Below are 13,968 nucleotides of genomic sequence, written 5' to 3'. Positions count from 1 at the left end.
AACTCTGAGCCGATGGTGCGCGGGCCTCAGGCCTCGAGCAGCTCCGAGAGCTCCAGCCAGCGCAGCTCGAGCTCGGCGGTCTCGTCCGCGTAGGTCCGGAGCTTCGCGTTCAGCTCGAGGATGCCGTCGTAGTCGTCCGGGTCGTGGGTCGCCATCTTCTCGTGCACCGCGGCTGTGAGCTGCCCCAGCTTCGAGAGACGCCTGTCGATCGCCGACACCTCCTTCGTCGCGGTGCGGCGCTCGGCACCCGCGAGACCGGGAGCGGCGGCGGACGCGCCTCCCGACGCGGCGGCCGGCGCCCCCTTCTCGAGGGCGCGGCGCAGCTCGAGATACTGCTCGACTCCGCCCGGCAGGTGCCGGAACGCGCCGTCCATCACCGCGTACTGCTGGTCGGTGACGCGCTCGAGCAGGTACCGGTCGTGCGAGACGACGAGCAGGGTGCCGGGCCAGGAGTCGAGGAGGTCCTCGATCGCGGCCAGCATGTCGGTGTCGAGATCGTTGGTGGGCTCGTCGAGGATGAGCACGTTCGGCTCGCTGAGCAGGATGAGCAGCAGCTGGAGGCGGCGGCGCTGGCCACCCGAGAGGTCCTTGACCGGCGTCGAGAGCTGGGCGCTCGAGAAGCCGAGGCGCTCGAGCAGCTGGCCCGGCGTCATGTCCTTGCCGCCGATGGAGTAGCTGGTGCGCTGCTCCGCGATGATCTCCCGGACCGGCTGGTGCTGCACCTCCGTCAGCTCGCGCAGCTGCTGGTCGAGGATCGCGACGCGGACCGTCGTGCCGCGCTTGACCCTGCCGCTGGTGGGCTGGACGCTTCCGGCCACCAGCCCGAGGAGCGTGGACTTGCCGGCCCCGTTCACGCCGAGGATGCCGGTGCGCTCGCCCGGAGCGATCCGCCACTCGATGCGGTTCAGCACGGTGCGCTCGCCGTAGCGGACGGTGACGTCGAGCAGGTCGACGACGTCCTTCCCCAGGCGCGAGACGGCGAGCTGCGAGAGCGACACCGAGTCGCGCACCGGAGGCTCGTCCTCGATCAGCTGATTGGCCGCGTCGATGCGGAACTTGGGCTTCGCCGTGCGGGCGGGCGCGCCGCGGCGGAGCCAGGCGAGCTCCTTCTTCATCAGGTTCTGGCGCTTGGCCTCCATCGTGGACGCCATCCGGTCGCGCTCGACGCGCTGCAGGATGTAGGCCGCGTAGCCGCCCTCGAAGGGCTCGACGATGCGGTCGTGCACCTCCCAGGTCGCGGTGCAGATCTCGTCGAGGAACCAGCGATCGTGGGTCACGACCGCGAGCCCGCCGGAGGAGACGGCCCAGCGGCGCTTGAGGTGCTCGGCGAGCCAGGCGATGCCCTCGACGTCGAGGTGGTTGGTGGGCTCGTCGAGGAACACGACGTCCCAGTCGCCGACGAGCAGCTTCGCGAGCGCGACCCGACGGCGCTGGCCTCCGGAGAGGGATCCGACGATGCCGTCCCACGGCACGTCGCGCAGCAGCCCGGCGATCACGTCGCGGGTGCGTGCATCACCGGCCCACTCGTGCTCGTCGAGGCCGCCGACGACGGCCTGGGCGACGGTGAGGTCCTCGTCGACGGTGTCGGCCTGGTCGAGCATGCCCAGGGTGACGCCGCGGCGGTGCGTGACGCGACCGCTGTCGGGCTCGATGCGCTGCGCGAGGAGGCGGAGGAGCGTCGACTTGCCGTCGCCGTTGCGTCCGACGATCCCGATCCGGTCGCCCTCCTCGATGCCCAGGGAGACGTCGTCGAAGATGACCCGCGTGGGGTACTCGAGTCGGAGCGCCTCGGCGCCCAGCAGATGTGCCATAGGGATCCAGCCTAGGCGCTCCAGCAGGGCCGGCATCACTGAGCGGGCCTCCGCGCGGTGGGATGCAAGGCGGAGGAGGGAGCGATACCGGCGGCATCGCGACCGACGACAACGCCGCAGACCGCCCTGCGGAGGCCCGCTCAGGCCACGGTGATCGTGCGCATGTGCCAGCCGGAGGCTCCGTCGGGGGCGGGGGGCGCCTCCTCCGAGGTCTGCACCAGGCCCTCGGAGTCGGTCGCGCGGACCAGGAGGACGTGGTCGCCGGCGATCGCCTCCCACTCGTAGACCCACTGGATCCAGGTGTCGGCGGTGACGGCCTCGGCGAGGCGCGCGGGCTGCCACACGCCGCCGTCGACCTGCACCTCCACGCCTGCGATGCCGGTGTGCGGCGCCCAGGCGACTCCGGCGACCGCGACGGTGCCGGCGGCGACCGCCTGGCCCTGCCGTGGCACGTCGATCCGGGACTCGATCTTGATCGGGCCGCGCTCGGTCCAGCCGCGAGTCGACCAGTAGGCGACGTCGTCGGCGAAGGTCGTGACCTTGAGCTCGGTGACCCACTTCGTCGCCGAGACGTAGCCGTAGAGCCCGGGCACGACCAGGCGCGCCGGGAAGCCGTGCTCGACCGGGAGCGGCTCGCCGTTCATCCCGACCGCCACAATGCTCGGCCGGCCCTCGTCCTGAAGGACCTCGAGCGGGCTGGAGGCCGTGAATCCGTCGACACTGCGCGAGAGGACCATGTCGGCGCCCGCGAGCGGCCGGGCGCGGGCGAGGAGGTCGCGGATCGGGTAGCCGAGCCAGAGAGCGGTGCCGATCAGGTCGCCGCCGACCTCGTTCGAGACGCACGAGAGGGTGACCAGGTGCTCCTCGAGCGGGAGGGCGAGCAGCTCGTCCCAGGTGATCGTCACCTCCTCCTCGACCATGCCCGTGATGCGGAGCGACCAGTCGGCCGGGTCGACGGACGGCACCGAGAGCGCGGTGTCGATCCGGTAGAAGTCGGCGTTCGACGTCAGGTAGGGCGTGATCCCCTCGATGTCGTCGAGCATCGCCGCGGCAGGGACGGCGGGCGCGGTGCTCGCGGGGGCGGGCAGCTTCACGGCCTCCCGCACGGCGGTCACGGCGGCGGAGGCGGCGGTCACCATCCGGGCACCGACGCCCACCACGACGGCGGCGGCGCCGGCGATGCCGACCAGGCGGAGGAAGGAGCGGCGGTCGGTGCCGCCGCGCGCGGGCTCCTCCTCCCAGCCGCGGAGGCGGGCGGCGGCGGCCCGCAGGAACGCGGCGCCCACGACCATGCCGGCGACGCTGGGGGCGGCGGCGAGACCCGACGCGCCCTCGCGGGTGACGGCGGCCAGGGCGCCCAGGCCCGCGACGGCGGCGAGCACGAGCACGCCTAGCGGAGGCTTGCGGTACTCGAGCAGTCCGGCCGCGACCGCGAGGAGCGCGACGGCGACGCCCACCGACACCAGCAGGACGACCTTGTCGCCCGTGCCGAACAGCGCGATGACGGTGTCCTTGACGCCGGGCGGCACGATGTCGATGACGAAGCCGCCGACGGCGACGAGCGGGCTGCCTCCCGCGCCGGTGAACACGGCCACGAGCTCGGCGCTCGCGAGGGCGACTGCGGCGGCGACGATCCCCGAGAGGATCGCGAGGAGTGCGGCTCGTCTGGGGGACATGAGCGGCACTCTAGGCCACGAGTCCGGGCCTTGACTGCGGGTCGGGGCTGCGAGCGCGGACCGCGACTAGCCGGAGACGATGCGCGCGCCGTGCACCGGACCGGTCACGCGGACGGCCCGCAGGCGCGCGCCGGTCAGCTCGCGGTGCAGATCCTCGGCGGCGTCGGCGTCCGGCGCCAGGAAGGCCACGGTCGGCCCGGAGCCGGACACGAGGCCGCCGAGGGCTCCGCGCCCCTCCCCCAGCTCGAGGATCCGCGCGAGACCCGGCTGCAGGTGCAGCGCCGGGGCCTGCAGGTCGTTGTGCATCGCGTCCGCGAGCATCGCCGCGTCTCCCGCGCGCAGGGCCTGCAGCACGTTCGGGTCGATGCTCGGGGTCGCCGCGATCGGGCGGAAGTCGCGCAGGTGCCGCTCGCGATGGCGGTCGAGCTCGCTGTACACCTCGGGGGTCGACAGGCCCTGCTCCGACAGCACGAGGACCCACTCGAAGCGGCCCTTCGCCAGCGCGGGGCTCAGCTCGTCGCCGCGACCGACGCCGATCGCGGTGCCTCCGGTGAACGAGAACGGCACGTCGGCGCCGAGGCTCGAGGCGATGCCGAGCAGCTGCTCACGGGTGCACGCGGTGCCCCAGAGCGCGTCGCAGGCGAGGAGGGTGGCGGCGGCGTCGGCCGAGCCGCCTCCCATGCCCCCGGCGATCGGGACGTTCTTCTCGATCGCGAGGTGCACGCCTCCGCGGTACCCGGTCGCCCTGGCGAGCGCACGGGCCGCCTTGATCGCGAGGTTCGAGCCGTCGGTCGCGAGATCGTCGGTGTCGATCGAGCCCGAGAACTCGACCGAGAAGTCGGGGGCGTCGCTCGCGTAGACGTCCTCGTAGAGCGACAGCGACTGGAACGCGGTCGCGAGCTCGTGGTACCCGTCGTCGCGGACCGCGCCCACCTTGAGGTAGACGTTGATCTTGCCTGGCGCCCGCGCGTGGACCCGGGTCGACGTCGCGCGAGGGGCCATGGCCTCCACGCTACAGGGTGGCGGAGCGGGTCTCGTCCCGGTCGGAGGGCGCCTCGTCGTCGGTCTCGTCGTCCAGGTCGTCGTCGGTCGCGGGCGGCACCGAGCCGCCCCTGATCGGCACGCGCGCCGGGTCGAGCGAGCGTCCGAGAGCGACGAACTCGTCGACGCCGAGCTCCTCGCCGCGCGCCGTCTGCGGCACGCCCGCGGCCTCGAGCGCGGCGATGGCGGCGGCGCTGTCGCCGAAGAGCGACGAGAGCGACTGGCGGAGCATCTTCCTCCGCTGGGCGAAGGCGGCGTCGATCACCGCGAACACGGCCCGGCGCAGGGTCTCGTCGCCCGGCTCCTCGCCGCGCTCGAAGCCGACCAGCACGCTGTCGACGTTGGGGACCGGCCAGAAGACCTGGCGCGAGACGGTGCCTCCGGTCGTGAACGAGCCGAACCAGGCCGCCTTGACGCTCGGACCGCCGTAGACCTTGGAGCCGGGTGCGGCGGCCAGGCGGTGCCCGACCTCGGCCTGCACCATCACGACACCCGAGCGGATGCTCGCGAAGTGCTCGAGGAAGTGCAGGAGGACCGGCACCGAGATGTTGTACGGGAGATTCGCGACGAGCCGCGCCGGCTCGCCCGGCAGCTCGAGCACGCGCATCGCGTCGGCGTGCACCACCTCGAGCTCGGCGCCGGGAGCCATCAGCTCGACCGTGCGGGGCAGCTGCTCGGCGAGGCGGCCGTCGATCTCGACCGCGACGACTCCGGCGCCCGCCTCGAGCAGGCCCAGGGTCAGCGAGCCGAGGCCCGGGCCGATCTCGACCACGGTCTCGCCGGCCTGCACCCGCGCCAGCTTCACGATGCGGCGCACCGTGTTGGCGTCGTGCACGAAGTTCTGGCCGAGCTTCTTGGTCGGCGTGACGTCGAGGATCTGCGCGAGGTCGCGGATCTCGGCCGGGCCGAGCAGTCGCGGAACGCTCGCGATCGACGGCTCGGCGGCGTGGCGTCCGCTCATGCGAGCGGTCCGACGGGCTCCGTCGGCTCGGAGCCGACCTCTCCGCCCCACTCGCCGTAGACCTGCTCGGTGTTGGAGGCGATCGTCGCGGCGAGGTGTCCGACGTCGGTCTCGAGGTACTCGGCCATCGCGCGCACCGTGTGCGGCATGAGATACGGCGCATTGGGGCGGCCGCGGAACGGACTCGGCGTGAGGAACGGCGCGTCCGTCTCGACCAGGATCAGGTGCCGCGGAGTGACCGCGAGCGCCTCGCGCAGCGCGTCCGCGTTCTTGAAGGTCACGTTGCCGGCGAAGGAGAGGTACCAGCCCTCCTCCGCGCACATCCGCGCCATCTCGGCGTCGCCGGAGAAGCAGTGGAAGACGGTGCGCTCGGGGGCGCCGACGCGGCGGAGGGTGTCCATCACCTCGCGGTGCGCGTCGCGGTCGTGGATCTGGAGCGCGACCCCGGTCTCCTTCGCGATGCGGATGTGCTCCTCGAACGAGCGGTACTGGGCCGGACGACCGCTCTCTCCGGTGCGGAAGAAGTCGAGCCCGGTCTCGCCGACGGCGCGGACGCGCGGCTGGGTCGCGAGCTCGGCGATGACAGCGAGCGCGTCGTCGAGCTCGCCGCGCGCGTCGAGCTCGGGCGCCTCGTTGGGGTGGATCGCGACGGCGGCGAGCATCCGCGGCTCGGAGGCGGCCATCTCGGCCGACCATCGGCTGGTCTCGACGTCCGTGCCGACCTGGACGACTCCGCGGACGCCGACGGTGGAGGCGCGGTCGAGCTGCTCGCGGTAGTCGAGGGGCTCGAGGCCGTCCGCGATCTCGAGGTGCGTGTGGTTGTCGTAGACGGGGACCACGAGCGCTTCGGGCAGCGGCGGGTACGTCAGGTCGCGGCCCGAGGTGTTCTCGCGGGCGCGGACGTGCTGGCTGTCGGTCATGCGCTCCAGGCTAGCGGGGTGCTCCTGACGGTTCGCGAGGGAACCCCGGACCGTCGAGGCCGCCCGGTGGTGCCGGCTCCCTCGACGGTCCGGGGTTCCCTCGATGCCGATCCGACGGCACCGCCGGGGTCAGACGGCCGGCACCTCGATGCGCGGGAAGAGGGGGGCGAGGGCCCCGACCGTCGTGCCGACGGGCAGCTGGCCCCACTCCCCCGCCTCGCGGAGGCGCTGCGCGGTGAGCGCGCCGAGGGACTCCTCGACGCCGAGCGCCTCCCAGAGCAGGGTCGTCGCGCGGGGCACGACCGGCGAGAGCAGCACGGCGAGGGCGCGCAGCCCCTCCGACGCCGTGTAGAGCACGGTGCCGAGGCGCTCGCGGTCGCCCGCCTTCGCCAGTGCCCACGGCTCCTGCTCGGTGATGTAGCCGTTGAGCTCGTCGACGATGGTCCACACCGCCGTGATGGCGTCGTGGATCGCGAGTGCGTCGATCGCGTGGTCGGCCGTGGTCGCCGCCTCCCTGACGGTGCGCCGGACGCGCTCCTCCGCCTCGGTCGGCGCGCCCGACTCGGGGACGACGCCGTCGTAGTAGCGGTGCAGCATCGCGATCACCCGGGAGGCGAGGTTGCCGAAGCCGTTCGCGAGCTCGGCCTGGTAGCGGGCCGACAGGTCCTCCCACGAGAACGAGCCGTCCTGCCCGAAGGTGATCGCGCGCATGAAGTAGTAGCGGAACGCGTCGGAGCCGAAGGTGTCGGTGATCTGCTCGGGCGCGATGCCGGTGAGCTTCGACTTCGACATCTTCTCGCCGCCGACGAGCAGCCAGCCGTGGCCGAAGACCTGCTTGGGCACCTCGAGCCCGGCGGCCATCAGCATCGCGGGCCAGATCACCGCGTGGAAGCGGAGGATGTCCTTGCCGACGATGTGGGTGGCGGGCCAGCGGCGCTCGAACTCGGCCTCGTCCTGGCCGTAGCCGACGGCGGTGATGTAGTTGAGCAGCGCGTCGAACCAGACGTAGACGACGTGCGAGTCGTCCCACGGCACCTTGACGCCCCAGTCGAAGCTCGAGCGCGAGATCGACAGATCGGCGAGACCCGCGCGCACGAAGCTGACGACCTCGTTGCGCGCCGACTCCGGCTGGATGAAGTCGGGGCGCTCCTCGTAGAGCGCGAGCAGGCGCTCGGTGTACTGGCTCATCTTGAAGAAGTAGTTCTTCTCCTTGAGCAGCTCGACAGGCTTCGAGTGGATCTTGCAGACGTACTGCCCGATGTAGTCGCCGGTGCCCTCCTCGAGGTCCGAGAGCTGCTTGTACTCCTCGCAGCCGACGCAGTAGTAGCCCTCGTACTCGCCGGTGTAGACGGCGTCCTCGTCGTAGAGCTTCTGCAGGAAGCGCTGCACGTTGACCTCGTGGCGCTCGTCGGTGGTGCGGATGAAGTCGTCGTTGGCGATGTCGATGGTCTCGAGCAGCGGCTGCCAGGCGGTCTGCACGAGGCGGTCGGCCCACTCCTTCGGCGTCGTGCCGTTCGCGGTCGCCGTGCGCAGGATCTTCTGGCCGTGCTCGTCGGTGCCGGTGAGCAGCCAGGTGTCGTCACCCGCCTGGCGGTGCCAGCGCGTCAGCACATCGGCGGCGACCTCGGTGTACGCGTGCCCGATGTGCGGGACGTCGTTCACGTAGAAGATCGGGGTCGTGAGATAGAAGGAGGCGCCGTCGGACATGGCGACCATCCTATTCTTCGCGCGGGACGCCTCCCGGTGTGTGACGCAGGGGCCGCGCAGCGCTCAGGCGCGGCGGGAGGCGAGCGCCGCCTCGTAGAGGGCGCGGCGCGAGAGGCCGGTGTGCTCGGCGACCTCGGCCGACGCCTCCTTGAGGCGGTCTCCCGCCGCGACCCGCTCGAGGACGGCGAGCAGGGCGTCCTCGAGCGACGCCTCCCGCACAGGGGCGCCCTCGACCACGAGGCAGATCTCGCCGCGCAGCCCGCCGGCGGCCCACTCGGCCAGCTCGGCGGCCGGGCCGCGGCGCACCTCCTCGAACATCTTCGTCAGCTCGCGGCAGACGACGACCCGGCGCTCGGGGCCCATCACCTCGACGAGATCCGCGAGCGCGTCGCCGATGCGGTGCGGCGACTCGAAGAAGACCATGGTGCGGCGCTCGTCGACCAGGGCGCGGAAGGTCGAGATCCGCTCCCCGTGCTTGCGGGGCAGGAAGCCCTCGAAGCTGAAGCGGTTGGTCGGCAGGCCCGAGACGGCGAGCGCCATCAGCACCGCCGACGGGCCTGGCAGCGCGGTCACGGCGACTCCCGCGGCGACCGCGGTCTCGACGAGGTGGTAGCCCGGGTCGGACACCGTGGGCATGCCCGCGTCGCTGAGCACGAGGAGGTCCTCCTCGCGGGCGAGCTCGACCAGCTCGGCCGCGCGCTCGCGCTCGTTGTGGTCGTGCAGGGCGTAGAGGGTCGGCCGGTTCACGATGCCGAGGGCGCGCAGGAGCTGGATCGTGACGCGGGTGTCCTCGGCCGCGATGTGCTTCGTGGTCGAGAGCGCCTCCACCAGCCGCCTCGAGGCGTCGCCGAGGTTTCCGATGGGCGTGCCGGCGAGGATGATCATGCGGCCATCCTCCCAGCCGGGAGTCTCGCGGGGGCCCTGGGCCGAGTCGCCGCCGCGGCCCGCTCGGCCGGATGTCGACGGATCCGGCCGATCCGCGCGATCTCGCGGAGGGCGGGTGTCGCCGCCCGGTTAGCATGGCCGAGTGACGGACCGACCGCAGCGCGACTTCGACGACCTGCTCCTCGACTCCGCCGGATCGACGCGATCGGTACCGCTCGATCCCGCCGAGACCGCGGCGTCGACCCCGCGGGTGCGCCCCGACGTGCCGCGCGGCTCGTGGTTCGACGACGTCTTCGGGCGCCTCGTCACCACCCCCGGACGACGCCGGCTCTACGACCTGGGGCTCCCGCTGCTGGTCGTCGTGGTCGCCGCGGTCCTGCGGCTCTGGAACCTCGGCCACCCCCGCACGCTCGTCTTCGACGAGACCTTCTACGTGAAGGACGCCTGGACGCTCTGGAACCTCGGCTTCGAGGGCGCCTGGCCCGAGAACTCCGACCCCGGCTTCGCGACCGGCACCGTCGACGTCTTCACCGGCGCTCCCTCGTTCGTGGTGCACCCGCCGCTGGGCAAGTGGATCATCGGGCTCGGCATGGGCGTGCTCGGTGCCGACGACAGTGTCGGCTGGCGGATCTCGACGGCGTTCGTCGGGATCCTCGCGGTCGCCCTGGTCATCGTCATCGCGAAGCTGCTCTTCCGCTCGACGCTGATCGCCTCTCTCGCCGGCCTCTTCCTCGGGCTCGACGGCCACGCGATCGTGATGTCGCGGGTGTCGCTGCTCGACGGCATCCTGATGTTCGTGGCCCTGTGCGGAGTCGCGGCCGTCCTCCTCGACCGGCGCTGGGCCGAGCTGCGGCTGGCCGAGAAGGTGGCGGCCGGCGCCCTGCCGACCTGGGGGCCCGTGCTCTGGTGGCGGCCGTGGCTGCTCACCGCCGGTGTCTTCTTCGGCCTCGCCGCCGGGGTGAAGTGGACCGGGATCTACTTCCTCGCCGCCTACGGCCTCTACTCGGTCCTGGTCGACGCGATGATGCGCCGCCGGGCGGGCGTGCCGTTCTGGGGCAGCGGCGCGGTCCTCAAGCAGGGGCCGGTCACCTTCCTCCTGGTGGTGCCGATCGCGCTCGTGGCCTACCTCGCGACCTGGCTCGGCTGGCTGCGCACCTCCGGCGGCTGGGCGCGGCAGTGGGCGACGGAGGCCCCGGGCAACGCCTGGACGGGCGCCCTCGCGTGGGTGCCCGACTGGGCTCAGAGCCTCTGGCACTACCACGTGCAGATGTACGACTACTCGATCAATCTGCGGGCCACGCACCCCTACCAGGCGAGCCCGCTGACGTGGCTGCTGATGCAGCGCCCGACGAGCATGTACTTCGTCGACCAGGCGACCGGGGTCGACGGCTGCACGGCGGCGCGCTGCGACGAGGCGATCACCTCGGTGGCGAATCCGCTGATCTGGTACGCCGGAGTGATCGCCCTCGGCTACCTGCTCTACCGCTTCGCCCGCTACCGCGAGTGGCGCGCCGGCTTCGTGCTGATGGGGATCGTCGCCGGCTACCTGCCGTGGATGCTCTACCTCGACCGCACCGTCTTCCAGTTCTACTGCGTGGTCTTCGAGCCCTACATGATGCTCGCGCTCGCCCTGACGGCTGGGATCGTGCTCGGCTCCCCCGGCGACGAGAGACGCAGGCGCACCACGGGGATCGTGGTCGTCGGAGTCTTCGTCGTGCTCGCAGCGGCGCTGACGGCCTACTTCTATCCGCTCTGGACGGGTCAGCAGACCTCGTTCGCGTTCTGGCAGGCGCACATGTGGCTGCCGTCGTGGGTCTGAGCACGGCGCTCCGTCGCCTCGGACCGGGAGTCGCGGTCTGCGCGCTCGCGGCGCTGATCGCGTCCGCGGTGCACGCGGCGTTCCCCGCGGTGCCGATGCTGACGGCGGCGGTGGCGCTCGGGATCCTCGTGGGGCAGCTCCCCGCCGCCCGGGCGGCGCTCGGCCGCCTCGCCCCGGGGCTGAAGTTCTCGTCGCGCACCCTGATGCGCACGGGGATCGTGCTGCTGGGGCTCAAGCTCTCCCTCGTCGACATCGCCGGGCTCGGCGCGGGGGCGATCCTCGTGGTCGTCGGGATCGTGCTCGCCACCTTCGCGTTCACCTACGCCCTCGGGCGGGCGCTGCGGCTGCCCGGCAAGGAGCCGCTGCTGCTGGCCGCGGGGTTCTCGATCTGCGGCGCGTCCGCGATCGGCGCGATGGCGGGAGCGATGCGGGCGAAGGAGGAGGAGCAGGCCACTCCGATCGCGCTGGTGACGCTCTGCGGGACCCTCGCGATCGCCGTCCTGCCGGCGCTGCAGCAGCCGCTCGGCCTCTCGGACGTCGCGTACGGGCACTGGGTCGGTGCCTCGGTGCACGACGTGGGGCAGGTGGTCGCGACGGCTCAGGTCGCCGGCGCCTCGGCGCTCGCGATCGCCGTCGTCGTCAAGCTGACGCGGGTCGTGATGCTCGCGCCGATGGTCGCGGTCGCGGCGGCGCTCTCCCGGCGCGCGGGCGACGGCGGCACCGGGGCGCGACCGGCGATCGTGCCGCTGTTCGTCGTCGGGTTCCTCGCCGCCGTGCTGGTGCGCTCGTTCCTCCCGGTGGCACCCGAGATCCTCGCCGCCGCCGATGTCGCGCAGACCTGGCTGCTCGCCGCCGCGCTGTTCGCGCTCGGGAGCGCCGTGCGGCTCCGGTCGCTGGTGACGACCGGATGGCGCGCGCTGGTCGTGGCGTTCGCGTCGTGGACGGCCATCGCGGCAATGGCGCTGGCGGCGGTGCAGGCGGCGGGCTGATCCGGCGTCCTCGAGTGGGGGCGGCGCGTTCTGTTACGGGATGCGACGCTCCCGGCCCGGAGGTGTCGGTAGCGGCGGCTAACGTCGATCCCATGGCAGATCGCGAGTACGGCTTCAAGACGCGTGCGATCCACGCGGGCAACATCCCCGACCCGGTGACCGGAGCGCGCGCGCTGCCGATCTACCAGACGAGCGCGTTCGTCTTCGACGACACCTCCGACGCGGCGGCGCGCTTCGCCCTGCAGAAGTACGGCAACATCTACTCCCGCCTGTCGAACCCGACCGTCGCCGCGTTCGAGGAGCGGGTCGCGAGCCTCGAGGGCGGCCTCGGAGCCGTCGCGACCGCCTCCGGCCTGTCCGCGCAGTTCGTCACGTTCGCGGCGCTCGTGGGAGCGGGCGATCACGTCGTCTCCTCCGCCAACCTCTACGGCGGGTCGATCACGCAGCTCGACGTGACGCTGCGGCGCTTCGGAGTCGACACCACGTTCGTCCAGTCGAGCGACCCCGCCGACTACGCCGCGGCGATCACGGACAGGACCAAGGTGCTCTACGCCGAGACCATCGCGAACCCCTCCGGCGAGATCGCCGACATCGAGGGCCTCGCCGCGGTCGCGCACGCCGCGGGCATCCCGCTCATCATCGACTCGACCGTCGCGACGCCCTACCTGGTGAGGCCGATCGAGTGGGGCGCCGACATCGTCATCCACTCGGCGACCAAGTTCCTCGGCGGGCACGGCACGACCCTCGGCGGCGTCGTCGTCGAGTCGGGCCGCTTCCACTACTCGCACGAGAAGTTCCCGCTGCTGCACGACGCCGTCGCCTCCTACGGCGGGCTCTCGTGGGACGGCAACTTCGGCGAGTACGGGTTCCTCACCCGGCTGCGCGCCGAGCAGCTGCGCGACATCGGACCGGTCCTCGCGCCGCACTCGGCCTTCCTGCTCGCGCAGGGCGTCGAGACGCTGCCCTACCGGATCCAGGCGCATGTCGACAACGCCCGCCGCGTCGCGGAGTGGCTCGACGCCGACGAGCGGATCGAGGCGGTCTACTGGGCGGGCCTCCCCGAGCACCCGCACCACGCCCGCGCCCAGAAGTACCTGCCCAAGGGGCCGGGCTCGGTCTTCAGCTTCGTCGTCAAGGGCGGCCGCGACGTCGGCCAGACCTTCATCGAGTCGGTCGACCTCGCCAGCCACCTGGCGAACATCGGCGACGCCAAGACGCTGATCATCCACCCCGCCTCGACCACGCACGCGCAGCTCACCGAGCAGCAGCTGCTGCACGCCGGCGTCCTGCCCGGTCTCGTGCGCCTCTCGGTCGGCATCGAGGACGCGGACGACATCATCTACGACCTCGACCAGGCGCTGACCCGGGCGGTCGAGAAGCACGGCACCCCCGATGCTCCGACCGAGCTCCCCGACGACGTCTCGGTCACCGTCGACTCCCCGACCGTGGAGGTCTGAGCCATGACCACGACCGATGACACCGTCGTCGCGCAGCTGACCAACGGGCTGAGCTGCTCCGTGCCGGCGAACTCGCCGCTCGCGAAGCTGCTGAAGTCGCAGCGCACCTGGGTCGGGCCCGACGCGAAGCAGCGGCTCGACATCCTCCGCCGCGCGAAGACCGTCGCGATCGTCGGAGCGTCGCCGAACCCCGCGCGCTCGTCGTACTTCGTGTCGACCTACCTGCAGCAGTCGAGCGACTACGAGCTGTTCTTCGTGAACCCGAACGCGACCGAGATCCTCGGGCAGCCGGTCTACAGGAGCCTCGCCGATCTGCCCGTCGTCCCCGACATCGTCGACGTGTTCCGCAAGGCGAGCGACATCCCCGCGGTGATCGACGACGTCGTCGCGATCGGCGCGCCGACGGTCTGGGTGCAGCTCGGCATCTGGAACCAGGAGGCGGCCGAGTACGGCGAGTCGAAGGGCCTGACGGTCGTGATGGACCGCTGCATCAAGGTCGAGCACGCGCGCTTCCACGGCGGGCTGCACCTCCTGGGCTTCGACACCGGCCAGATCACGGCGCGCAAGACGATCCGCTGACCGGGCCGGGCCGCCGCCGGCACCTCCGGCTCGCAGAATCGCGTTCGGCTCGCGGGAATCCTCGATTCCCGCGAGCCGAACGTCGTCTCACGAGCCGGAGGCGCCTCCGACCGCCGCGCGAGG

At 72.2% G+C, this 13,968-nt stretch carries 11 protein-coding genes; 4 read left to right on the top strand and 7 right to left on the bottom strand.

The genetic code is table 11. The annotated features are described in order from the left end of the window. Positions 1-26: 26 nt before the first annotated feature. The 7 genes from GRS96_RS08380 to rsmI form a co-directional block, all read right to left on the bottom strand. The gene (locus GRS96_RS08380) at positions 27-1,811 is read right to left on the bottom strand and encodes an ABC-F family ATP-binding cassette domain-containing protein (RefSeq protein WP_159857450.1); all 1,785 of its coding nucleotides are present in this window, start codon (positions 1,809-1,811) and stop codon (positions 27-29) included. Positions 1,812-1,951: 140 nt separating this feature from the next. After that, the gene (locus tag GRS96_RS08375) at positions 1,952-3,487 is read right to left on the bottom strand and encodes a molybdopterin-dependent oxidoreductase (RefSeq protein ID WP_159988240.1); all 1,536 of its coding nucleotides are present in this window, start codon (positions 3,485-3,487) and stop codon (positions 1,952-1,954) included. A 66-nt stretch (positions 3,488-3,553) separates the two neighbouring features. Further along, positions 3,554-4,489 carry a 4-(cytidine 5'-diphospho)-2-C-methyl-D-erythritol kinase gene (locus GRS96_RS08370; RefSeq protein ID WP_159857454.1) on the bottom strand — a complete coding sequence of 312 codons (936 nt, stop codon included), beginning with the start codon at positions 4,487-4,489 and terminating at the stop codon, positions 3,554-3,556. A 10-nt stretch (positions 4,490-4,499) separates the two neighbouring features. After that, positions 4,500-5,489 carry a 16S rRNA (adenine(1518)-N(6)/adenine(1519)-N(6))-dimethyltransferase RsmA gene (gene rsmA, locus GRS96_RS08365; RefSeq protein WP_159988239.1) on the bottom strand — a complete coding sequence of 330 codons (990 nt, stop codon included), beginning with the start codon at positions 5,487-5,489 and terminating at the stop codon, positions 4,500-4,502. Continuing rightward, entirely contained in the window at positions 5,486-6,409 is a 924-nt protein-coding gene (locus GRS96_RS08360) for a TatD family hydrolase (RefSeq protein ID WP_159857458.1), read from the bottom strand. Before GRS96_RS08360 ends, rsmA begins: the two co-directional genes overlap by 4 nt. 129 nt (positions 6,410-6,538) lie before the next feature. Continuing rightward, a complete protein-coding gene (gene metG / locus GRS96_RS08355; RefSeq protein WP_159988238.1) occupies positions 6,539-8,116 on the bottom strand; it encodes a methionine--tRNA ligase in 1,578 nt (525 codons plus the stop codon). A 63-nt stretch (positions 8,117-8,179) separates the two neighbouring features. Then, the gene (rsmI, locus tag GRS96_RS08350) at positions 8,180-9,001 is read right to left on the bottom strand and encodes a 16S rRNA (cytidine(1402)-2'-O)-methyltransferase (RefSeq protein ID WP_159988237.1); all 822 of its coding nucleotides are present in this window, start codon (positions 8,999-9,001) and stop codon (positions 8,180-8,182) included. A 142-nt stretch (positions 9,002-9,143) separates the two neighbouring features. Here rsmI and GRS96_RS08345 point away from each other — a divergent pair, with 142 nt between their 5' ends. The 4 genes from GRS96_RS08345 to GRS96_RS08330 all read left to right on the top strand — a co-directional run bounded on the left by GRS96_RS08345 (position 9,144) and on the right by GRS96_RS08330 (position 13,845). Further along, on the top strand, positions 9,144-10,820 hold the full coding sequence (locus tag GRS96_RS08345) for a dolichyl-phosphate-mannose--protein mannosyltransferase (RefSeq protein ID WP_236553590.1): 1,677 nt from the start codon (positions 9,144-9,146) through the stop codon (positions 10,818-10,820). Beyond that, positions 10,799-11,809, top strand: coding sequence for a YeiH family protein (locus GRS96_RS08340; protein WP_236553589.1), 1,011 nt, complete (start codon positions 10,799-10,801; stop codon positions 11,807-11,809). The genes GRS96_RS08345 and GRS96_RS08340 overlap by 22 nt, the downstream gene beginning before the upstream one ends. 92 nt (positions 11,810-11,901) lie before the next feature. Continuing rightward, positions 11,902-13,266, top strand: a complete 1,365-nt coding sequence (locus GRS96_RS08335) for an O-acetylhomoserine aminocarboxypropyltransferase/cysteine synthase family protein (protein ID WP_159988236.1) — start codon at positions 11,902-11,904, stop codon at positions 13,264-13,266. 3 nt (positions 13,267-13,269) lie between these two features. Then, positions 13,270-13,845 carry a CoA-binding protein gene (locus GRS96_RS08330; RefSeq protein ID WP_159988235.1) on the top strand — a complete coding sequence of 192 codons (576 nt, stop codon included), beginning with the start codon at positions 13,270-13,272 and terminating at the stop codon, positions 13,843-13,845. Positions 13,846-13,968 lie beyond the last annotated feature (123 nt).

The sequence above is a fragment of the Rathayibacter sp. VKM Ac-2803 genome, assembly GCF_009807175.1.
GTDB lineage: Bacteria > Actinomycetota > Actinomycetes > Actinomycetales > Microbacteriaceae > Rathayibacter.
The sequence above is the reverse complement of the archived record's forward strand: the minus strand, read 5'-3'. Positions and strand labels throughout refer to the sequence as shown.